Annotated in this window: 17 protein-coding genes; 8 read left to right on the forward strand and 9 right to left on the reverse strand. The window is 55.8% G+C overall.

Going from position 1 to position 21,194, the window contains the following annotated elements:
- Positions 1 to 25: 25 nt before the first annotated feature.
- Entirely contained in the window at positions 26 to 1,693 is a 1,668-nt protein-coding gene (locus G516_RS20380) for an acyl-CoA synthetase (RefSeq protein ID WP_051218779.1), read from the forward strand.
- A gap of 92 nt (positions 1,694 to 1,785) precedes the next feature.
- Here G516_RS20380 and G516_RS0100115 read toward each other — a convergent pair whose 3' ends face one another.
- Both G516_RS0100115 and mrcB read right to left on the reverse strand, forming a co-directional pair.
- Complete coding sequence (locus G516_RS0100115; protein ID WP_169449478.1) at positions 1,786 to 2,187, reverse strand: tetratricopeptide repeat protein; 402 nt, start codon at positions 2,185 to 2,187, stop codon at positions 1,786 to 1,788.
- Between the two features lie 59 nt (positions 2,188 to 2,246).
- On the reverse strand, positions 2,247 to 4,496 hold the full coding sequence (mrcB, locus tag G516_RS20385; RefSeq protein WP_036533906.1) for a penicillin-binding protein 1B: 2,250 nt from the start codon (positions 4,494 to 4,496) through the stop codon (positions 2,247 to 2,249).
- On the opposite strand from mrcB, the gene G516_RS24835 reads away from it, so the two are divergent.
- Together G516_RS24835 and glnE are read left to right on the forward strand one after the other, a co-directional pair.
- Positions 4,486 to 4,854 (forward strand): hypothetical protein, encoded by a 369-nt coding sequence (locus G516_RS24835; RefSeq protein ID WP_051218781.1) that lies wholly within the window; start codon positions 4,486 to 4,488, stop codon positions 4,852 to 4,854. The two genes, mrcB and G516_RS24835, sit on opposite strands and share 11 nt — an antisense overlap.
- 106 nt (positions 4,855 to 4,960) lie before the next feature.
- A complete protein-coding gene (gene glnE / locus G516_RS20390; protein ID WP_245582574.1) occupies positions 4,961 to 7,930 on the forward strand; it encodes a bifunctional [glutamate--ammonia ligase]-adenylyl-L-tyrosine phosphorylase/[glutamate--ammonia-ligase] adenylyltransferase in 2,970 nt (989 codons plus the stop codon).
- A 25-nt stretch (positions 7,931 to 7,955) separates the two neighbouring features.
- On the opposite strand, the gene G516_RS20395 is transcribed toward glnE, so the two are convergent.
- Together G516_RS20395 and G516_RS0100135 are read right to left on the reverse strand one after the other, a co-directional pair.
- The gene (locus G516_RS20395; protein WP_156878907.1) at positions 7,956 to 9,353 is read right to left on the reverse strand and encodes a peptidoglycan DD-metalloendopeptidase family protein; all 1,398 of its coding nucleotides are present in this window, start codon (positions 9,351 to 9,353) and stop codon (positions 7,956 to 7,958) included.
- 226 nt (positions 9,354 to 9,579) lie between these two features.
- Positions 9,580 to 10,515 carry a DMT family transporter gene (locus G516_RS0100135; protein WP_028291923.1) on the reverse strand — a complete coding sequence of 312 codons (936 nt, stop codon included), beginning with the start codon at positions 10,513 to 10,515 and terminating at the stop codon, positions 9,580 to 9,582.
- A 96-nt stretch (positions 10,516 to 10,611) separates the two neighbouring features.
- Between G516_RS0100135 and G516_RS0100140 the strand changes: the two genes are divergently transcribed.
- Positions 10,612 to 11,496 carry a LysR family transcriptional regulator gene (locus tag G516_RS0100140; protein WP_028291924.1) on the forward strand — a complete coding sequence of 295 codons (885 nt, stop codon included), beginning with the start codon at positions 10,612 to 10,614 and terminating at the stop codon, positions 11,494 to 11,496.
- A gap of 57 nt (positions 11,497 to 11,553) precedes the next feature.
- Here the strand turns inward: G516_RS0100140 and sbmA are convergent, their stop codons facing one another.
- Positions 11,554 to 12,783 (reverse strand): peptide antibiotic transporter SbmA, encoded by a 1,230-nt coding sequence (gene sbmA / locus G516_RS20400; protein ID WP_036533679.1) that lies wholly within the window; start codon positions 12,781 to 12,783, stop codon positions 11,554 to 11,556.
- A 172-nt stretch (positions 12,784 to 12,955) separates the two neighbouring features.
- On the opposite strand from sbmA, the gene G516_RS0100150 reads away from it, so the two are divergent.
- Positions 12,956 to 13,765 (forward strand): class II glutamine amidotransferase, encoded by an 810-nt coding sequence (locus tag G516_RS0100150; RefSeq protein ID WP_028291925.1) that lies wholly within the window; start codon positions 12,956 to 12,958, stop codon positions 13,763 to 13,765.
- A gap of 47 nt (positions 13,766 to 13,812) precedes the next feature.
- Here G516_RS0100150 and G516_RS0100155 read toward each other — a convergent pair whose 3' ends face one another.
- From G516_RS0100155 to G516_RS0100165, 3 genes are all read right to left on the reverse strand, one after another.
- Positions 13,813 to 14,562 carry a substrate-binding periplasmic protein gene (locus G516_RS0100155; protein WP_028291926.1) on the reverse strand — a complete coding sequence of 250 codons (750 nt, stop codon included), beginning with the start codon at positions 14,560 to 14,562 and terminating at the stop codon, positions 13,813 to 13,815.
- Between the two features lie 235 nt (positions 14,563 to 14,797).
- The gene (locus G516_RS0100160) at positions 14,798 to 15,415 is read right to left on the reverse strand and encodes a LysE family translocator (protein ID WP_028291927.1); all 618 of its coding nucleotides are present in this window, start codon (positions 15,413 to 15,415) and stop codon (positions 14,798 to 14,800) included.
- 238 nt (positions 15,416 to 15,653) lie between these two features.
- Positions 15,654 to 16,961: a maltoporin gene (locus G516_RS0100165; protein ID WP_028291928.1), complete on the reverse strand. Its 1,308-nt coding sequence runs from the start codon at positions 16,959 to 16,961 to the stop codon at positions 15,654 to 15,656.
- Positions 16,962 to 17,224: 263 nt separating this feature from the next.
- On the opposite strand from G516_RS0100165, the gene G516_RS0100170 reads away from it, so the two are divergent.
- The 3 genes from G516_RS0100170 to G516_RS0100180 are packed head-to-tail and all read left to right on the forward strand — an operon-like array spanning position 17,225 to position 20,047.
- Positions 17,225 to 18,199 carry a TRAP transporter substrate-binding protein gene (locus G516_RS0100170; RefSeq protein WP_028291929.1) on the forward strand — a complete coding sequence of 325 codons (975 nt, stop codon included), beginning with the start codon at positions 17,225 to 17,227 and terminating at the stop codon, positions 18,197 to 18,199.
- Between the two features lie 17 nt (positions 18,200 to 18,216).
- Entirely contained in the window at positions 18,217 to 18,780 is a 564-nt protein-coding gene (locus G516_RS0100175; RefSeq protein WP_169449479.1) for a TRAP transporter small permease, read from the forward strand.
- Positions 18,781 to 18,790: 10 nt separating this feature from the next.
- Entirely contained in the window at positions 18,791 to 20,047 is a 1,257-nt protein-coding gene (locus G516_RS0100180) for a TRAP transporter large permease (RefSeq protein ID WP_028291931.1), read from the forward strand.
- 79 nt (positions 20,048 to 20,126) lie between these two features.
- On the opposite strand, the gene G516_RS20405 is transcribed toward G516_RS0100180, so the two are convergent.
- Positions 20,127 to 21,110: a LysR substrate-binding domain-containing protein gene (locus G516_RS20405; protein WP_051218786.1), complete on the reverse strand. Its 984-nt coding sequence runs from the start codon at positions 21,108 to 21,110 to the stop codon at positions 20,127 to 20,129.
- Positions 21,111 to 21,194: the final 84 nt, after the last annotated feature.

A 21,194-nucleotide genomic window follows, 5' to 3' on the forward strand; every position in this document is an offset into this window, starting at 1 on the left:
CACGGATCAGAAACGGGGAAATGCCATGCAAAATATCTACGCGCAAAGCCTCGATGCCGTGGCCGCCAACTATGCGCCACTGACACCGATTTCCTTCCTTGAACGCGCCGTCTTTGTGTACCCGGAGCACATCGCTCTGGTGCACGGCGAGCTGCGTCAGAACTGGGCCGACACCTGGCAGCGCTGCCGTCGACTGGCCAGCGCCCTGCGCCAGCGCGGCGTCGGTGAGGGCGATACCGTGTCGATCATCGCACCCAACACGCCAGCCCATTTTGAAGCCCACTTCGGCGTACCGATGAGCGGCGCCACGCTGAACTCCATCAATACCCGGCTGGATGCTCCGGCCATCGCCTTTATCCTCCAGCACGCCGAAACCAAGGTGCTGCTGGTCGACTGCGAACTGCACCCGGTGGTCGAAAAAGCCCTGCACATGCTGCATCAGCCGCCACTGGTGGTCGACATCAATGACCCGCTGGCCGTCGAAGGCAAAGCCATTGGCCAGCTCGACTACGAGGCTCTACTGGCTGAGGGTGATCCTGAAGCGCCTTACCACCTGCCCACGGACGAGTGGCAAGCCATCAGTCTCAACTACACCTCCGGCACCACCGGCGACCCCAAAGGGGTGGTGTATCACCACCGTGGCGCCTATCTGAACGCCGCTTCCAACGCCATGAGCTGGAATATGCCGGGCCATGCCACCTATCTGTGGACGCTGCCGATGTTCCATTGCAACGGCTGGTGCTTCCCCTGGACCATGGCCGCCATTGCCGGTACCAGCGTTTGCCTGCGAGCGGTTCGTGGTGACGACATCGTCAAACTGATCGTCAATGAAAAAGCCGACCACCTGTGTGGTGCGCCAATCGTTTTGAGCATGATAGCCGGGGTCGACAAAGCCTTGCTGGATGGCCTCAGACATACGGTGAAGGTCATGACCGCCGGTGCGCCACCACCAGCGTCGGTAATCCAGAAAATGGAAGAATTGGGCTTTGACGTGACCCAGGTATACGGCCTGACAGAAACCTACGGCCCGTGCGTGGTCTCAGCCTGGAAAGATCAGTGGAACGACCTCAGCATGTCAGAACGTGCCAGCCTCAAGGCCCGTCAGGGCGTGCGGGTACCGATGCAGGAAGGTCTGATGGTGGTGAATCCGGACACCATGGAGCCGGTATCCCGCAATGGTCAGGAAATTGGTGAAATCGTCATGCGCGGTAATATCGTCATGAAGGGTTACCTGAAGAATCCTCATACCACCGAGAAATCCTTCGAAGGCGGCTGGTTCCATTCCGGCGACCTGGCGGTCTGGCACCCGGACGGTTACGTCGAGATCAAGGATCGCTCGAAAGACATCATCATTTCCGGCGGTGAGAACATCTCCTCCATCGAAGTGGAAGAAGCGCTGTTCCGTCACCCGGATATTGAAGACGCTGCCGTGGTCGCCCGGCCGGACGAAAGATGGGGCGAGGTGCCTTGCGCAATCGTCAAGGTACGCGATGGAGTCACCCTCACCGAAGCGGAAATTGTCGCCTACTGCCGCAGTAGCATGGCGCATTTCAAAGCTCCGAAACGAGTGCTTTTTGGTACTTTACCCCGCACCTCCACCGGTAAAGTGCAGAAATTTTTACTAAGAGAGTGGGCAAAAGAAGACGCCACTGTCGAAACAGAAAACAACGCTACTGAAGCCAGTAGCAACTGAAGGCGAAAGTCTGTTCTGACTTCCCTCCGGGCTCCACAAGAGCCCGCTTTATGGGCCGGATTTCCCGGCCCTTTTTTCTTTTCCCGTCCCGCTTACTGCTGATCCAGCGCCTGCGCCAGCAAACGGTTAATGCGCTGTTGCAGCGCAGTGTCACTGGTGAACAGTAAACCGCGACGCAGCAGTTGTTCGGCCTGTGCAGGCTGACCCATTTGCAAGCTGGTCCAGCCCTGACGGTAATAAATCGCAGCGTTGCGCGGTTCAATTTGGCGGGCCTGATCCAGATAACTCATCACTTTTGACCACTGGCCAGCTTCGCGGGCTCGCTGGGCGCGGGTCAGCAGCGCCTTGATGGCCGGATGATGATTGCCTTCATCCAGCCGGGCCAATTCGCCGTATTGCCAGGCGGGCAAGTCGTCCACACTGCTGTGGCTGCCTTTACTGCCATCGTCCATTGGCACCGAGCTGCAACCTGCCAGTAGCAGTAAAGCGGTCAAGGCTGTGGCCCGGGTCAGTGACCCAGTGCCTGTGATGTGGGTTTTCCCTGCTGTGTGTGTCAGAACAACCAATCGAACCATCCTCCGCGTTTGCTGTTTTTACTGCCGCCGCTATCACCACACGCCAACCGGTCTGCGGGAATGGCAGACTCGGGCATCGGCATCATGCGCCCGGCACAGCCATCCTGAAGGATTTCGCCAGCATCATCCACCGGCACTTGTGGCAGGCCAGTGGGTTGCAGCGGTTCAACGCCCGCCTGCTGCATCACCGAACGCCAGATCGGCAAGGCACCGGAGCTACCGGCCAACGGCATCGACTGGTTGTCATCACGCCCCACCCACACCACTCCCAGATAGCGGTCGTCGAAACCGGCAAACCAGGCATCACGCTGGTCGTCACTGGTGCCGGTTTTACCCGCCAGCGGGCCGTTGAATGTGTTTTTCAAACGTCGGGCGGTGCCCTGTTCTACCACCTGTTCCATGCCATATCGCAGCCAGTCGAGCTGTTCTGCTGGCAGGGTTTGCTTGCCATCAATGGCGTAGGACGACAGGGTTTCGCCGCTGTTGGTGGTCACCGCTTCGACCGCCCGCAACGGCATCTGGAAACCACGGGCGGCGATGGTCTGGTACACCCCGGCAATTTCAAACGGCGATAATTCAATCGACCCCAGCAGCACCGACGGATACGGCGGCACCTTGCGCTTCAGTCCCAGCAATCCGAAGGTTTTGGCCACCGGCTCCAATCCCACCTGCATGCCCAGTCGGGCGGTTGCGTGGTTGTAGGAATGGCTGAAAGCGTCGACCATCGGCAAGATGCCGTGGCTCTGCCCCGAGTAGTTTTTCGGCTGCCACAGCTGACCGTCTTGTCCGGCCACCGTCACCGGGCTGTCGTCCACCAGCGTGCCCCAGTGATAACGGCCGGTCCGCAAGGCCGACAGATACACCACCGGTTTGGCCAACGAGCCAATCGAGCGGCGGGCGTCCAGCGCGCGGTTGTAGCCAAAGAAATCTACATCCCGACCGCCAATCATGGCGCGTACTTCGCCGCCGTCCACACTGGTGAACACCCCGGCGGTTTCCAGCTTGCCTTTCAGAGTCGGACGCTGGGCTTCGATGGTATTGAGGTTTTGCTCGGCACTGGTTTCCAACGCATGCTGCAACCAGGGATCGAGGGTGGTGAAAATATTCAGGCCTTCGGTTTCAAGGTCTTCCTGACGGTAATCTTGCTGCAACTGCTGCCGCACCAGCTCCAGAAAGGCCGGATACTCACGCTGACTAGCGCGGGTGCTGTCCGCCGTTTGCATCGGCGTATTCGAGGCCTGAACGTACTGGGCATCGGTAATCGCGCCCTGATCACGCATCAACTCCAGCACCAGATTACGGCGCTCCAGTGCCCGCTGTGGGTGCCTTTTCGGGTTGTAGTAAGACGCCCCTTTCACCAGCCCCACCAAGGTGGCGACCTCGGCCAGATTCAGTTCTTCCACCGATTTGCCAAAATAGAACCGTGACGCCAAACCCACCCCATGAATGGCCCGGCGACCGGCCTGACCCAGATACACCTCGTTCAGGTAGGCCTGCAAAATCTGCTCTTTGCTGTAGTGCAGCTCCAGCAGGATCGCCATCAGGGCTTCCTGTGCCTTACGAGCCAGCGTGCGGTCCTGGGTCAGGAAGAAGTTTTTCACCAGCTGCTGGGTCAGGGTTGAGCCGCCTTGCACAAAACGCCCCGCCTGAACGTTGGCCACCATGGCGCGGGCAATACCGCGAATAGAGATACCAAAATGGTCGTAGAAGGCTTTGTCTTCGGTAGCGACCAGCGCATCGGTCAGGGTTTGTGGCACCTGCGCCAACGTCACCAGCTCACGGTCTTCGTGATGGGCCGGGAAAATACCGCCAACGTACTGAGGCTCCAACCGCACCAGGGGCTCTTCCGAGCCGTTCACAAACAGGCGGTCGACCCGGCCATTGCTGAGCGTCAGTTCAATCAGGGCATCGGCTTCGCGGCCATCCCAGAAATTCACCGAGCGACGGTGAATGCGCCAGCGATGACCACTGCGCTGGTAGCTGCCCGGCTTGGCCAATGAGTTACGTGGTTTGTAGTCTGACCATTGCAGCTCGGCCTGTAGCTGTTCCGGCGGCAGCAGCTTGCCCGGATACAACAGCAACGGACGGGCATACACCCGGGCGGGCAGTGTCCACTTGTTGCCGTCGAATTGCTTTTGTACCTGAGCATCCAGAAACACCATCCAGACACCCAGCACCAGAGCGCCCACCAGCCCCAGCTTCCAACCGATCGACCAGATGCGCCGCAGCCAACCGGCTTTACCTTTTGCTGATTTGGATGGCTTCGCGGGGTTGGACGGCTTTGCGGGGGTGGACGATGTGGGCGGCTTGGACGAAGCGCCTCCTTTTGAAGACTTGGTAGTCGTCGATGATTTGGACGGCTTCGCGGACGCCGGCTTTTGGGCGCCGGTCGATTTGGATGCCGCTGTTTTTTTGGCCCCAGAGGCTTTAGAGCCAGCGCTCGTTGCCTTGGCAGGCGCTTTTTTGCCGGTTGAGGAAGTCCCGTCGGATTTGGATTTACCTGCCATGGTGATGGTTCGCTGTGCCCGTGTACTGGTGAATAAAAAGAACAAACATGAAACTGAACATGAATCGTCGAGGCTGTGACAGCAAGCTGGCCAACAAGTGCAGACCAGATCATGCAGCCGCAAGCCCGGAGGTTTACACTAACCAGACCGCAGATGAACAAAGTGATCCCGTTATGCAGCCCCTGATGACTGACCGCTGGCACCAGATACAGCAGCAACTGACCGACACCGGCGCACGCTTCAATCTCGACTGGCCGGTATTCTGGCAGTCGTTAGAGGAATCGCAACAACAGCGCCTGCAAACTGTGTTGTTGGTCAGCCAATACGTCGTCGATGCCCTGCCTCGAGACGCCGACTGGTTCAGCCAGGCCATTCAAACCGACACCATCAGCGCGCCACTGGATCGTCTTGCCATCCGCCAGCAACTGAACCAGCTGACAGCAGCGGATTTCAGCGACCCAGACAACCTGCCCGATGCCCTACCCGACACCCGACCCAACCCTCTGCCAACCGAAGACCACTGGCTGAAAGCCCTGCGGGTACTGCGTCGACGGGTGATGGTGCAAACCATCTGGCGCGACCTGCTGCGCATTGCCGACACCCTGACCACCACCCGCACGGTGTCCGATCTGGCTGATGAAACCGTCTGTCAGTCGATCAACTACTTCCACCAGCAGCTGGCCAACCGCCACGGCCAACCGATTGGCAAACACAGCAAAACCGAACAACGGCTGCTGGTACTGGGCATGGGCAAGCTCGGCGCCTACGAGCTCAACCTCAGCTCCGACATCGACCTGATTTTTTGCTACCCCGAATCCGGTGCCACCACAGGTGATGCCAATGGCAGACGCGACCTCAGCAATCAGGAGTTCTTTATCAAGCTGGGGCAAAAGCTGATTGCCGCGCTCGATAACCAAACCATCGATGGCTTTGTGTTCCGTACCGACATGCGCCTGCGGCCCTACGGCCAAAGTGGCCCGCTGGTGATGAACTTCGACTCCATGGAAGAGTACTACCAGAGTCAGGGCCGCGACTGGGAACGCTATGCGATGGTGAAAGCCCGCATCATGACCGGCGAGAAAACCGCCGCCGCCAAGGAACTGCTATCGATCCTGCGGCCCTTTACCTATCGGGTGTACATCGACTACAGCGCATTTGAATCGCTGCGCTCCATGAAAGCCATGATCAATGCCGAAGTGCGCCGTCGTGGCCTCGACAACAACATCAAACTGGGCCCCGGTGGCATTCGTGAAGTCGAATTTACCGTACAGGCGTTTCAGCTGATTCGTGGCGGCCAGGAAAAAGAACTGCAAAACCGCGAACTGGTGCCAATGCTGGATATTCTGCACCAGTCCGCCTATCTGCCTGCCGCAGCGGTCGCCGAGCTGAAGTCCGGCTACCTGTTCCTGCGTGACGTTGAACATGCTCTGCAGGCCCTCAACGACGAACAAACCCAGATGCTGCCAGCCGATGAGTTGGAACAGGCGCGGCTGGTGCTGGCCATGGGCTTTGATGACTGGGCCAGCTTTATGACCGCCCTCGATCAGCACCGGGCCGCCGTCAAAAGCCACTTTGCCGAAATCGTTCGTGGCGAAGACAGCGATCCTGACGAACAGGAAATCGACCACACCTGGGTCGACCTCTGGCATGGCGACCTCGCTGCCGACGTTCGTGAGCGACTGCAAGACCGCTACCCGGAAATGCTCAGCGACGAATTTGCCGAACTGATCAACCAGTTCCGCGACTCCCGCGCGGTACTCAGCATGCAGGCCATCGGCCACGACCGGCTGGAAGCCTTCATGCCATTGCTGCTGGAAGAACTCAGCAGCTGTCCGGCGCCGGTTTCCACCCTCAAACGAGTGATCCCGCTGCTGGAAGCCGTGCTGCGTCGAACCTCCTATCTGGTACTGCTGAAAGAAAATCCCACTGCGCGCACCCAGCTGGTGAAACTCTGCTGCGCCTCGGAGTGGGTCGCTCAGTACATCACCGCCATGCCGCTGCTGCTGGACGAACTGCTCAACCCGGCCAACCTCTATCGTCTGCCCAGCCGACAAGAGCTGGAAGAAGAACTGCGGCTGACCTTACTGCGCATTCCCGAAGACGACCTCGAGCAGCAAATGGAGCAACTGCGTCAATTTAATCACGCCCACAAACTGCACGCGGCGGCCTCGGAAGTGGTCGGCGCACTGTCGTTGATGAAAATCTCCGACTACCTCACCTGGCTGGCCGAAGTGTCGCTGGAATGCGTGATGCAACTGGCGTGGCAGCAAATGGTGGCGAAATACGGCTTCCCATCAACCAAAGACAAGGAAGCCGTTACCCAACCGGAGTTTCTGGTGGTCGGCTATGGCAAGGTCGGCGGTCTGGAGCTGAGCTACAGCTCCGACCTCGATCTGGTGTTCCTTAACGGCGGCTACGCCATGGGCTCAACGCTGGCGGATAAAAACGCCGGTCAGCGCAGCATCGACAACAACGTCTTCTACACCCGCATGGGCCAGCGGATGATCCACATCCTCAGCACCACCACCCGTAACGGTGAACTGTACGAAGTGGACATGCGACTGCGGCCATCCGGCAACTCCGGCATGATCGTCGCCACCATGAAGGCCTTCGAGGTGTACCAACAAGAACACGCCTGGACCTGGGAACATCAGGCACTGGTGCGTGCCCGGGTACTCTGTGGCGATGCCCAGCTGGCCAATGAATACCTCGCCATCCGCGCCGACAACCTGACCCGCAGCCGGGACAGCGACACCTTGCGAGGGGAAGTGCGCGAGATGCGCCAGAAAATGCGCGACAATTTGGGCGAAAAAGCCGAAGACCAATTCCACCTCAAGCAGGACGCTGGCGGCATTGTGGATATTGAATTTCTGGTGCAATACGGCGTACTGAACTGGGCCCACCAACACCCGGAACTGCTGCAAGTTACCGACAACATGCGTCTGCTGGACGCCTTTGAAAAGGTCGGCCTACTGGACACCGAAGCCCGCAAAACCCTGCAGGAAATCTATCTGGCCTACCGCGCCGAAACCCACCGCCGGGCGCTGCAAAACCAGAATCTGGTACTCGATCAGACCACCGTAGAACGGCTGCGCTTCGACCAGCGCCGCCAGCAAGTAATGGCACTGTGGGATAAGTGGCTGGCAGCCGATTAAGCGCTGCCAGTAAAGCGAGGGTAGATCAGCCCTCGCCAGAGTCCAACAAACCCGCCTGACGCTGTAACTGCGGCATGTAATTGGCCACTAGCTGTTCAAAGTCATCGCGATCTTTCTTGGCGACGGTGACCAGCGTCGGGATCTCCGCTGTCATCGGGTTTACCGGTTTGCCGTTGATGTGCAGTTCGTAATGCAGGTGGGCACCGGTCGAACGGCCACTGTTACCCGACAGGGCAATTTTCTGGCCACGGCTGACGCGTTGTCCCCGTTTCACCAGCGCCTTGCTGAGGTGTAGAAAACGGGTGCTGAACGGACCGTCGTTATCAATCACCACGTACAAACCGGCGTAGGCGTGTTTCACCACCCGGGTCACAATGCCGTCGCCGGTTGCCAGTACCGGCGTGCCAATCGGCGCAGCAAAGTCGGTGCCGTTGTGGGGTGAAATCCGCTTGGTAATAGGATGGTGGCGGAACGGGTTAAACGACGAACTGATGCGCCAGCGGCGTTTGGTCGGGTAACGCATCAGGGCTGGCGTCAGGCTGTTGCCCTGATCGTCGTAGTAGTTGCCGTCGTCAAACAGGATGGCAACGTGGTCTTTACCGCGCACGGTCAGTTTGATGGCGTCCAGACGGCGGCTGCCCGTGGCCTGATCGCCCATGTATTCGTCGCTGATCACCGCATCAAACATGTCACCCTGGCGCAGTTCGCGTTTGAAATTCACCTTATTCCCCAACAGGTTGGTGATTTCCATGGCATCGCGGTCCGACAGGCCGGTTTCCAGAATGGTGGCATAGAGGCTGTGTTTCACATCCGCCCGCACCACGTGCTGCTTCCACTCGGTAGGGGTGATGGTTTCGTTGTATACAAAACCATCGTCCTGCCGTCGGTAAGTCACCAGCCGGTTGATTTCAGGCCGTAAGGACATCGCCTGAAATGCGCCTTCCGGCGAGAACTCAAAAATCAGCTCACTGCCCGGGCGAATCACATCCACCACCAGATAGGCTTCATCCGCCTGTAGCACGCCGTGCAGATCGTTGTAGGAAATATCAAACTGGCGAAAGATTTTCTCCAGCGTATCGCCGGACTCAATCAGGTGTTTTTTGATGATCACCGGCGGCGGCGGTGGCGGAGGCGGCCGCAAGGGCTCCAGCTTGGCATCGTCCAGCAGCGGCCAGGCCGGGTTGGGACGGGGATTCAGAACCGTCAGTTGCAATACCAGTGGAGCAGACGCCTGTGCAATAACAGACGGATCAACACCGGGCTGTTCAACACCGGACTGTTCAACATCAGATGAAGCAGGCTCCGAGGCCTGCACCGCCATCACACAACAGGCCGAACAAACCAGCCCCAGCAACCAGCGCGAGACTCCAGACAGGGGACGGCTCCCTGAGAACACAACGCCGTCAGTAGCAATTTTTTTCACAACAGCACAACAACAACTTCGGCAAAAGAGACAACATGTAAAACCATTGCCGGGCGCATCTGATTCACCAACCCGGTCTGCGTAACAACACAGCCCGGTTAGTGAATCTTTACTATCAGGAGTTCCTTTACTTACTTTCCTTTAAAGAGTGTCTGGCCAGCAAGCAACGAGCGTCCGTGAATAACCCGTTAGACGCACCTTACCGTAACGACCAGACAAGATCCCGTTATTGCAGCACAGTTTCAGCGCTACGCGGCCGTACCACACTGGCGTACAAGCGCGGCAGCAGCAGTCCGGCAATTACAATGGCAATGCCTAACACCTGCAAGGCCGTCACCGTCTGACCAAACACCAGCGCCGTCAGTGCTGAAAACACCGGCACAAAGTTGAAGAACAACGAGGCATTGGCAGCCCCCAGCTGTTTGACCCCGGCGATCCACAACAGATACCCCCCAACCGTCGCCATAATGCCAATAAAGACCACGTCGGCCAGTACCAGTCCGGACGCGGCTTGCAGCTCTTGCAGCGGGTGAACCTCGGCGCTGAACAGGGTGGCGGTGCCAATCACAGCAACGCCCGCCAGCATGCCGACCGTGGTGTAGGGAATCATCGGCATCCAACGGCCAATGGCCTGACTCTGGTAGGTATAAAAGCTCCAGCACAACATACCGGCAAGGATCATCTTGTCGCCGTGGTTGAACTCAAAACCCATCAACCGCTGCCAGTCGCCTTTGGTCAGCACCAGCAGCACCCCCGTCAGACACACCAACAGACTGAACCCCTGTGAGCCAGTCAACCAACGACGCTGGGCCACACTGGCGATCAGCATGGTTGCCAACGGACTCAGCGCCATAATCAGCGCTCCATTATTTGCTTCGGTTTGCGCCAGACCGGTGAACAGGCCCAGGTTCAAACCACCCACGCCCACCAGCGATACTGCCAACACCCAGCTCCACTGACGCAGCGATAGGCGTGGCATGGCGATGCGCTTCAAACGCATCAAGGCCAACAAACACAGTGACGCCAAGCCGAAGCGACACAGCACCAGCGTCAGGGCATGTATTTCACCCAGCGCGTGCTTGCCCACCGGAAAGCTGGCTCCCCACAAAAACGCACACAGCAACAGCAACCAAACCGCCGTGATATTGGGTGATCGGCTCATTTTGACCTCCAGTAATTCATTGAATTTTCAAGGAAGCCAGTGTATTAATTTCAAATTCGGAATAAATAGACAACTTCAAAACATCATATTTCAAAAATGAAACCAACTTACTCGTTGGACGACATGCGCTGCTTTTGCGCGGTGGCTCGCCTCGGCAGCTACAAACTGGCTTCCGACTGGCTCAACGTGCCTCACTCCACCCTCAGCCGTCGCATTGCCAAACTGGAACAGGACCTGAAGTTGCGGCTGCTGAACCGCGACGCCCACCGGGTACAGCTGACATCAACCGGACAACTGTACTTCGACCGATGCCATCACCTGTTCGATGAACTCGACGACATCGCCACCAGCCTGCACACAGACAACCACCACGCCAAAGGCCGTATACGGGTGGCTGCGCCGGTGAATTTTGGCAGCCATGTGCTAGCCAGCCACTTCAACGCATTTTTGCGCCAGTACCCCGACATTCAGCTGGATGTGCGGTTGGACAACCGTCAGATAGATATTGAAGAGGCCGCCATCGATGTGGCGTTTCGGGTCGGAGACCATACCGCAGAACACTGGGTCGGCAGGCAACTGGTCGATATCCGCTTTCTGGTGTGCGCTCCAGTCAGCCTCAACACCGACGGCATCAGGCATCCCTCCGAGCTGGGCCAGCTACCGCAGATCATCTGTCAGCCCATTTCCCGCTGGGCCATGGTTAACCTCAAGAGCGGCGATACCTTTACGCACGTACCTCAGCAGCCGCGGCTGGAAGTGGACGATATTTCGGTGCTCACCCGAGCCATCAAAGACGAGATAGGCATCGGCATGATTCCCGACTACCACGCCCAGCCCTTGATTGAACGTGGCGTCATCAAGCAGATACTGCCTGACTGGAGTAACCAGCCACGGGGGTGCCAGATGCTCTACCGCGACCGCCAGAACATGCCGCACCGGGTGCGTTTGCTGATTGATTTTATGCTGGAGCGCTTTGTCTGAGCACTTTGCCCGAGCGTCAGTCCGTTCAGGCAAAGCGAGCAGGAAAGGCTGGCGGGGTTATTCCACTGCGGCGGATTTTTCGAACGCCCGCAGACGCTTGTAGATGGATTGCAGTTCCACAATGGTGGTCCATGAGTTGACCAGATACTGGAACGAGCCCTCAACCTGATTAAAGGCGTTGAGGATTCGCTGCATCACACCCAGCGTAAAGGCACCGGCGATGATCGACGGTGCCAGTGCTATCAGCGGCACAAACTGACCGATGTTCAGATAGCCGTAACGTACCACGTTGAAGTACAGGTAGTTTTTGTACAGACGGAAGTAGTTCTGACGCACGTTCGAGAACAGCTCGGCCAGCGTGGCCGGGTGAGCACGATCGTGATGATCTTCACCAAACACCAGCTCCTTACGGTAGGCCGCTTCGACCTTCTGGTTGTTGAACTCCAGCCCTGGCAACTTGATGCCGGCGATGGCCAGCAAGGCGGTACCAAAGATCGACCAGATGATGGCCACAAACACCAGCGCCTGTGGCACTTCACCAATCAACGGCAGCGCCGTCACAAACTGCGACAAGCCCCACAGGATCGGCAAGAAAGCAATCAACGTCATCACCGACTCCAGCAAGCTCACACCCAGACCCTCCATAATGGACGCAAAGCGCATGGTGTCTTCCTGAATACGCTGCGACGCCCCTTCAATGCCGCGCACCTGAGCCCAACGAGCGGTGTAATGCTCGTTCATGGCGGTGCGCCAGCGGAATACGTAATGACTGACGAAAAAGCGGTTAAACACAGCGACCGCCACGGCCACCATGATGATCACACCGACCGAAAACAGCTGGGCGTAGTATTCCTCGATTTTAATGCTGCCCGGATTGCTCAGGGTGTTCTGAATCAAATCGTAGAAGGTGCCATACCACTCGTTCAGCATCACACTGACCTGCACCTGAAACCAGGTAATAAACACAATCAGCGCCGACCCCAGCACCGACCATTTGGCCCACTTATGGTCACGGCCAAGGTACAACCACGCCCCGATAAACAAGGCATAGGCCAGCGCCATGTACTGATAGAACCAGTTGTCCTGCGCCGACTGCTGGGCCGCTGAAAACAGCGCCTGAGCAGCTTCATCGGCACCTTCCGGCAAGGCCTCCGGGAACGCCCCAAACAGACTCAGGCTGCTGCCGAGATCCACAAACGCAAAATACCAGGCCAGCACACACAGCAACGCCCAGCCAGCGAAGCTCAGGAAAAACCACTTGGGTTTAACAAAAAACGACTCGAACACAATCAGGCTCTCTTCAGGAAAACAGCAAGGAAATCATATCGGTTGAACCGGCACAGACCGGCGGCAGGGGGTTATAATTCAACAATTCCAGAGTGATTTAAATGCGTATTGGTTTCATCTGCTGACAAAATCCGACAACTGGACACTCGAAAGAAAACTCCGGAGCCTGCCCATGTGCGAACTGCTTGGCATGAGTGCCAACACCCCTACCGACCTGTGTTTCAGCTTTACCGGCCTGACCCGTCGCGGCGGTGAAACCGGGCCGCACAAGGATGGCTGGGGCGTTGCCTTCTACGAACACAAGGGCGTGCGGCTATTCCACGACCCGGAACCCTGCGCCACTTCCCCCATTGCCGAATTTGTGGCGCAACTGCCGATCAAAAGCAAAACCGCCATCTGCCATATCCGCCAGGCCAATGTGGGCAATATCAACCTCGCCAACACCCACCCCTTCGTGCGCGAATTGTGGGGGCTCAACTGGGTGTTCGCCCATAACGGCCAGCTACCGGGCTTCAGCGCCAACAGTGGCCTTTATGAAGCCATCGGCGACACCGACAGCGAAGCCATGTTCTGCGACATCATGAACCAGCTGCGCCACACCCTGCCCCGGGACGCTATGCCAGACCAACTGGCACACACACTGGTAACACTGGCCGAAGGCTACGCCCAACAAGGCGTATTCAACTGCCTGCTCAGCAATGGCGACTGGCTGTTCAGCTTCTGCACCACCAAAATGGCCAGCATTACCCGCCGGGCGCCGTTTGGCCCAGCGGTGCTGAAAGACGTCGAAGTAGCCGTCGACTTTGCTGCCGAAACCACCCCCAACGACATCGTCAGCGTGATCGCCACCGAACCGCTGACCAGCGACGAAGCCTGGGACGTATACCAGCGCGGCGAATGGAAGCTGTGGCAACAGGGAGAAGTGATTGCCTGTGGAAAAGTCGACGTGCCGGTGTATGAGAATGGGCAGCGGGTGGGCTGAGCCCCAAACACAAGGCTCAGTAGGAGTGACTCGTTAGAGATCCGCGATCACAGCCCGTAACTTTGCTCCAACGCCACCAGCTCACCTGATTTACGCAATCGATCCAGTGTCGACTGTAGCTTTCTGACGGCCTCTTTTGGTGTATCAACGCTGATGGCAAGATAGACAGCGTTATTGGTAAACACGAACTTGTTTTCAATATCGGGCATATCTGCCATATCAGATGCCATATATGGCCCCACGATGGCATCGGATATCCACAGGTCGATCGCACCAATTTTCAAACGCTTCGGGTTTTGTGCGTCAGAGGGTGGCGTATCAATATCAAAGCCTTTGGCAATCAGGTACTCCGAAAAGAAATCCCCCCGAAAACCGCCAATACGATATTGCCGGGCATCTTCCAGGTTATCGATCTCAATACTGCTGCCACTGGCAGCAAACAGCGCCCCCTTCATTTCGGTAATCGGGCCCACCCACTGAAACAGCTTCTCTCGCTCTGCTGTTCTGACAGTGCAGAACAAGCCGTGGCTGGAACGCTTCTGCACTCGCTGCATGCCGTATGACCAGTTGCGCAGCCGCATGGTGTAGTCAACATCGGCCTCGGCAAACAGGTGCTTGACGATGGCCGTACACAAGCCGTCGATATCGCTGGCCTTATGGGCAAACGGCTCGCCACTGGTGGTCATGGTGTAGGGAGGGTATTGGGTTGTAAACAGGCTGATCGACTCCGCCGCCGCAGCTGCCGAAAAACCGGTTGATATAAGAGTGGAGAGTAATACCGCAGAAAGTGTTTTCATAAGCAGCCCCGACAAGGAACACCAGCATTGGGCTGGGTTAGGAATTAAATAACTCCCGCTGATTATATCGACGCCATTTTTTTCTTGGTTTTATAAAACGTGGAGCCGAGGTAATGAAATACAAAACAGAGAATCACGCATTGGCGCTATTTGCTGTATTCATACCCCGGACCTGCGAGCCCCTTTCAATTGGGGTGCAACCTGCAGGGCTCACACAGAGTTATGCAGACGCTCTTCAGGATTTCGCCAGCTTGTATCCCAGCGCAATAAACAGACCGCCAGTTACCCGGTCCATCATCGATACCACCGTTGGCTTGAACAGCACCTTGCGTAACTGCTTGCTCAATACAATCAGGGCGCCAAACCACAGTGCCGAAATCAGTGTGTGAACGCAGGCCAGCATAAAGGAGTACACCGCCACATCGGCTCCGGCGGGAATAAACTGCGGTAAAAACGATACGTAGAAGATACCGATTTTCGGGTTCAGCAGGTTAGTCACCAACCCTTGCCAGAACGCCTGCATACCAGTCCCCGCAGGCTCAGCCTGATCACTATCCAGCGCCTTGCGCGGCTTCAGAATCAGATTAATCCCCAGCCACATCAGGTAACCGGCACCGGCCAGCTTGATCGCCATATACATCAGCTCGGAAGCCTGTAACACCGCACCCAGGCCCAGGGACACTGCGGCCCCCCACGCAATACAGCCCAGCAAAATACCCACCGCTGCGTACAAGGCAGGCGCCGAGCCATTGGTAATAGACGCTCGTAATACCATCACGGTATCGAGACCAGGCGTCATCGCCAATAACGTTGCCGCAATGGCAAATGAGGCAAACAGAACGGGATCGAACATTTCCGGAATTCCAGTGCAAATTAATCAGGAGGCGGATTATATGGCAGCGAGCGCACTCATCAGAATTGAAATTCGCCAAACAGGCAGGTAGGTCCAGCAAGAAACGTCATTCGGCAGCAATATGTCAAAAAGCGAACATCAGCAGGAAGCCTGCTCGCCCAGGAGTGGTCTTTGAACAGAAAAACCGCAGGCCCAGTGGGCCTGCGATTGCGCCAATTCAGAAAACGGAGAACTTCTCTCAAAACCAGACTTCAGTTTGAGCTCCAAAGCTCAGGCCGCTGGTGCTGTCTGCGGGCAGGATGCCACCGGAGTTGGCATGCTGACCTGCCTTGTCCCAGGTTGCATAGGTGGCAAAAAATCTCAGCGCCGGGCGAGAGAAGAAACTGCTTCCCAGAGAAAACTGCTGGGCCACAGTGAGCTTCGTCATGCTGTTGGTCTCATCAGACAGCTTGTCTTCAATACGGTCGTAGCCCACTTCAAACGCCGTACTGGTGTAATTGCCCCATTTCAGCACCGGACGCACACCGGCTGAGATCCACGTATGACCAGCAAAGTCCTGGGTACCGTTAACACCATTGAAGGTGTCCTGATTCTTGTCTTCGTAGATCACCACGTATTGGGCGTCAACCGTGTCCGAGAAGGATGCAAGACCCGAGTTAATAATGCGGAAAAAGTCGCCTTCAAGCGTACCATTCTGGTTACCGGTGCCCTGGCTGGCAATCATGCCGTCACGTGCCTTCTGGATCGTCAGTTTATTGCTGCCACCCAGCACATCGGCAAAATTGATGTTCAGCGTCATCAACATACCCGAGTTGTTCGCCCCGGAGTAAGAGAACCCATCGCTGTCAGTACCACTGGTTGTACCCATGGTGAGGCCAACCTGAGTAGAGATCTTGTCTGTCAGGGATATGTCACTGAGCCGGATGTCATAGGTATTGTTGACATAGTTACCGTCCAGACTGCCATCCGCATTGCTGTCCAGATCGACGGAGTTATTTCGCAACCAGGAGAGGCCCAGCCTGGCAAAACCGACATCAACATTTTTGATGCCGACACCCGGGCCTTTAGGGTCCCAGTAAAAAAAGTCGTTGATATGAACGTTCTGACGGTCAATATGCTCCTTGCCCACCCAAACCGTTGCACCCGGCAAAGCCTCAATCACATTTGTGGCTGATACATTGAATCGACGAATTGCCATCTGATCCGGCTTGCTTTCATTCAGAGCTTCATAGTCTCCCGATTGATCAGTCGTATAAATGACATCGGTCAGAACCTTGAACGTCTTGTCATCGTCTGTTTTGAATGTTTTTCCGAGCCGTATAGCAGCATAGGTCTCACACTCATTACCCAGACGATATTTGGCCGGTGCGCCTGCCGCCTTGAAGCAAACCTGATCGCCACCATCCATCGACGCCCCAACACCGCTTCTCAAATACATATGAAATGGGTTTTCCACAGTTTCTGTTGAAAAACAGGCAGCGCTGGAAGTCATTCCCATCAATACAGCTGTCGCCTTTAAACAGTTTTTGTGATCAAGAATATTCATATTGTTCGCTCTTTATTATTAATATGATTCTGGTCTGAGTTCTTAGGCTCAAACGTGAGCAAATATTAGCCAGATTAAAAATGAGCTTTCCAATGACAAAACAGAATGTGCAGAACGAAAATGTAATGACGGAAGACCGCACTGGTTGTGAAGCAGGGCTTAACGAATTGTTAAGAATATGCAATTGAAAAAAAGCCAGCATGCCATGACGATGAAGGTCTGCTTACGGCAGAAACAATAACTCTAAAAATCAGGTACAAAATATGAAAACGCCCACCAAGCTCTTTTTGGCTATCTCCATTGCTTGCTCCTCACCCGTCGCCTTCAACCTCGCTCAGGCCGATGAATTCGTGCTTGCACATGGCGCGACACCGGGCAATCCACGATACGAAGCAGCCGAGCTTTTCGCCAATCTTGTACCGTCATGTTCCAGTGATTTATCCGTATCGGTAGCGCCATCTGCAACCATGGGCGACGACGCTGAAATGCTGACGTCGGCCACCGCCGGTATTATCCAGATGAGCGTCAATTCACAAGGTGCTGTAGCCCAGATCATTCCGGAAGTTGGCGCCATCGGCCTGCCGTTCCTGTTTGAAAATGAAGCCGAAGCATGGCGTGTTCTGGATGGTCCGATCGGCGCCAAGCTGGATCAAAAAGCGCAACGTGCTGGCCTTAAGATCATCGCGTTTTGGGACAACGGTTTCCGTAACGTGACCCACTCTGAAAAATTCATCACAAAACCTGCCGATCTCAAAGGCATGAAAATCCGCACACCACCGGATCAAGTAGCGCTCGACATCTTCAAGGAACTGGGCGCCAGCCCTGCTCCATTAGCCTGGAGCGAACTGCCAACCGCACTACAAAGCGGCACATTTGATGGCCAGGAAAACCCGCTGACCAATATTTATTCCGCCAAACTGCATGAGATTACGCCCTTCATTTCCATGACGGGACACCAGTATCAAAGCAACCCGGTCGTTGCGAGCCTGATGTGGTGGAATGGTCTGTCTGATAGCGACAAAGCCTGTATCACTGATTCTGCTGAGCAGGCTGGCTGGTATCAGCGTGGCTCCAACCTGATTGCTAACCAGAAGCTGCGTCAGGTCATCGAAGACGAAGGCGGTAAGTTTGCTGAGGTAGACCACGCCGCGTTTGCCAAGGCAACCCAGCCTGTGATTGAAAAGTACCAGAAGAAACTGGGCAGCTTCGTCGATGAACTGAAAGCTTCCGTTCAATAAATGACACGGGTGATATCGTGATTGATTCAACCTTGAACCACACGCGGGAGCCTTTGCGCTCCCGTGTTTCAGCAGCGCTGGCAAAAGCGCTCTCAGTGATCAACCTGAGCGGTGCAGTCATTGTCGGTGTGACTCTGACGTTAATCTTTCTGGTGATATTCGTGAATGTTATTGCCAGATATTTTTTTGAGAACGGTTTTACATGGGCCTACGAGGTGCCATCCATACTGTTTCCCTGGGCAGTAGCCGGCGGCATTGTTATGGCTGCGTCACAAGGCCGAAACATATCGGTCGATATGTTTATCAATGCCCTGCCATCAAAATTTCGAAGAGCAATATACGTGGGAATTAATTTATTCCTGGGGTTCGTTTCTGCCTCAGTGGTTATTTATTCAATGCCAATCGTGATGTCCTCACGATATAGCCGACTGGCAGAAACTGGAATACCACAAATTTATGGTTATTCCAGCATTATGTACGCATTCTCGTTCGTTTGCCTGGTCAGCGTCATAACAGCAATCGAATATATGCTGGGGCGAGACGTTTACGACAAATCGCCTTCCGAAAATAATTTCAGCTAGGAGTAAAGTGATGAGCAGCATTATTATATGGGTGTTCCCGTTATTACTTCTGATTGCAGTACCGGTAGCGTTTTCGATGATTGGAGCAGCAGGCATTGCTCTGTTTATTGAAGGCAAGCCATTGGCCGTTATCGCCCAACGGTTGTACACGCCAACGCAAAGCTTCCCGATGCTGGCAATTCCATTTTTTATTCTGGCCGGTAGCCTGATGATGTCGGGGCGCTTTGGTGAGCACCTGGTTTCATTCGCCAAGCTGCTGGTCGGCCGGTTCCGAGGTGGTCTGTGCCACGTCAGTGTGGTGGGCTCGGTAATGTTTGGTGGCGTGTCAGGCTCCGCCGTTGCTGATGCATCTGCACTGGGCAATGCACTGATTCCGGTGCAAAAGAAAAATGGCTTTCCTGCCGCATTTGCAGCAGCGGTCAACTCAGCCTCTTCAACCGTCTCGGCGTTAATTCCACCGTCGATCCCGCTCATCCTGTACGGCCTGGTTTCCAACACATCCATTATTGATTTGTTCGTCGCCGGTATCATTCCCGGGGTGCTGTTGGGTGTAGGAATGCTGGCTCTGACATGGTTTGCCGCCCTGCGCCGGGGTTTCCCGAAAGCGGAATTTACCGGAGGGTGGCAACGCTGGAGCGCCGAACTGAAACATGCGCTTCCCGCCATTGCGATGCCCTTCTTTGTGATAGGCACGTTGAGGTTTGGCATCGCAACGCCGACAGAAGTCAGTGTGATGGCAGTGGCCTATGCCCTTTTCGTCGGCGTGTTCATTTACAAGGATATGAACTGGTCAGGAATCGTACGGGCGCTGGCCGAAACCGGAGTTATGCTCGGTGCAGTGATGATCATCATTATGGCGTCGTCAGTGATTCAGTGGATTCTGACACTGGAGCGCGTGCCACAGGAGCTGGCCTCATGGGTCACTGGTTCCATCAGTGAGCCGTGGATGGTGATCCTGGCCATGAACGTGATCATGCTGATTGTTGGCAGTTTTCTCGACCTTCCTGCTGCCGTTTTGCTACTGGGCCCACTCTTTACTGGCATTGCCGCCAGCATTGGTCTGGACCCTGTACAGCTTGGTCTGATGATGGTTGTCAATCTGGCGATCGGTTTGTATACCCCGCCTGTTGGCACAACCTTGTTTATTTCAACAACCATCGCCAAGGCCAGTATTCCATCCGTGTGCAAGGAGCTACTGCCGTTCTATTTACTGGCGCTCGGCGTGCTGGCGCTGATCAGTTACGTCCCGGCTCTCACCATGTACTAGCCGGTAGCAAGGCCAGTGCTCTGTTGCTACTGGCCTTGCCTGATTCATGACGTAACGTCCTTGCTGCGAAAGCCTGCTCTCAACGTTTAATCAACGTGCTCTGAAACGCCTGATAGCCATCTTCAATGTCCATCGTCCGGCTGCTCAGGTAATTCGTGATCAGCTTGTCATGTACGCCCACCTGCTGTTCCATCCACGAGCGGAATATCTTCACCAGTTTCTGCCCCTGGTGCCTGCTGGGGCTAACAATCCAATAGGCATCGAATCGGACAGCAGGGTACTCGGGAGTCAGTGGAATCAGGCGTCCGTCCAACAGCTCTCTGGCCGCCAGTGTCGTCGACTCAAGAATGACCCCAATATTATTAACCGCTTGCTGAATAGCCATCGAAGAGCGATCAAATCTCAGCGCCGCGTTCATACTGGAACGCGAAAGCTGATGCCTGGCGAGCCAGCTATCCCACTGGATAAAGGTGTTCACACTGTCAATCAGACGGGCATTGGACAGCATCTCTTCCACGGATTCGTACTGTGAGCGCAGCTCCTCGTAGTATTCAGGGCTACACATTGGAAACACGTAATCCTGCAAAAACGGCGTGCAATGCAGTCCTTCCCAACTGGACGTGCCATAGCGAATATCGAAGTCGATCACTTCGCGCTCGAAATTGGAGGGGTCCGGGCTGGCATCAACACGCAGGTCCCATTCCGGGTTTTGCTGGATGTAATCCGCCAGTCTGGGGCCGAGCCAGCGCACCGCAAAGCTGGGCATGGCGCGAATAATCAGCTGGTGTGATTCCCGGCGCCGGGTAATCGATTGCCTCGCATTCCGAATCATCCCCAATGCAGAGGCCACCGATGTATAAAGATGCTCGCCTTCAAGCGTCAGGCTGAGCTGTCGACGCTCTCTTCGGAACAGGCTGACACCGAGCATTTCCTCAAGCAGTTTGATTTGCTGGCTGACCGCCGACGGCGAAACGCTCAGATCTTCTGCAGCCCTCGAAATACGGCCATTTCTGGCCACCGCTTCAAAATAAATCATGCTGTTGAGACTGGGATCTCGTGACATCACACGCTCCTTATCGGCACACCTTCACCCACACGATAATACCCACTTGTTAAGCTCAGGTTAATATTTGATTAAGAATATCTG

The organism is Oceanobacter kriegii DSM 6294 (genome assembly GCF_000422845.1).
GTDB lineage: Bacteria > Pseudomonadota > Gammaproteobacteria > Pseudomonadales > Oceanobacteraceae > Oceanobacter > Oceanobacter kriegii.

Coding starts and splice junctions, on each gene's coding strand:
- G516_RS20380 (WP_051218779.1), top strand. CDS start 26: ATGCAAAATATCTACGCGCAAAGCCTCGATGCCGTGGCCGCCAACTAT.
- G516_RS0100140 (WP_028291924.1), top strand. CDS start 10,612: ATGAAACCAACTTACTCGTTGGACGACATGCGCTGCTTTTGCGCGGTG.
- G516_RS0100165 (WP_028291928.1), bottom strand. CDS start 16,961: ATGAATATTCTTGATCACAAAAACTGTTTAAAGGCGACAGCTGTATTG.
- G516_RS20405 (WP_051218786.1), bottom strand. CDS start 21,110: ATGTCACGAGATCCCAGTCTCAACAGCATGATTTATTTTGAAGCGGTG.
- G516_RS24835 (WP_051218781.1), top strand. CDS start 4,486: ATGCGCCGCAGCCAACCGGCTTTACCTTTTGCTGATTTGGATGGCTTC.
- G516_RS0100135 (WP_028291923.1), bottom strand. CDS start 10,515: ATGAGCCGATCACCCAATATCACGGCGGTTTGGTTGCTGTTGCTGTGT.
- G516_RS0100160 (WP_028291927.1), bottom strand. CDS start 15,415: ATGTTCGATCCCGTTCTGTTTGCCTCATTTGCCATTGCGGCAACGTTA.
- G516_RS0100150 (WP_028291925.1), top strand. CDS start 12,956: ATGTGCGAACTGCTTGGCATGAGTGCCAACACCCCTACCGACCTGTGT.
- G516_RS0100180 (WP_028291931.1), top strand. CDS start 18,791: ATGAGCAGCATTATTATATGGGTGTTCCCGTTATTACTTCTGATTGCA.
- G516_RS0100170 (WP_028291929.1), top strand. CDS start 17,225: ATGAAAACGCCCACCAAGCTCTTTTTGGCTATCTCCATTGCTTGCTCC.
- G516_RS0100155 (WP_028291926.1), bottom strand. CDS start 14,562: ATGAAAACACTTTCTGCGGTATTACTCTCCACTCTTATATCAACCGGT.
- glnE (WP_245582574.1), top strand. CDS start 4,961: ATGACTGACCGCTGGCACCAGATACAGCAGCAACTGACCGACACCGGC.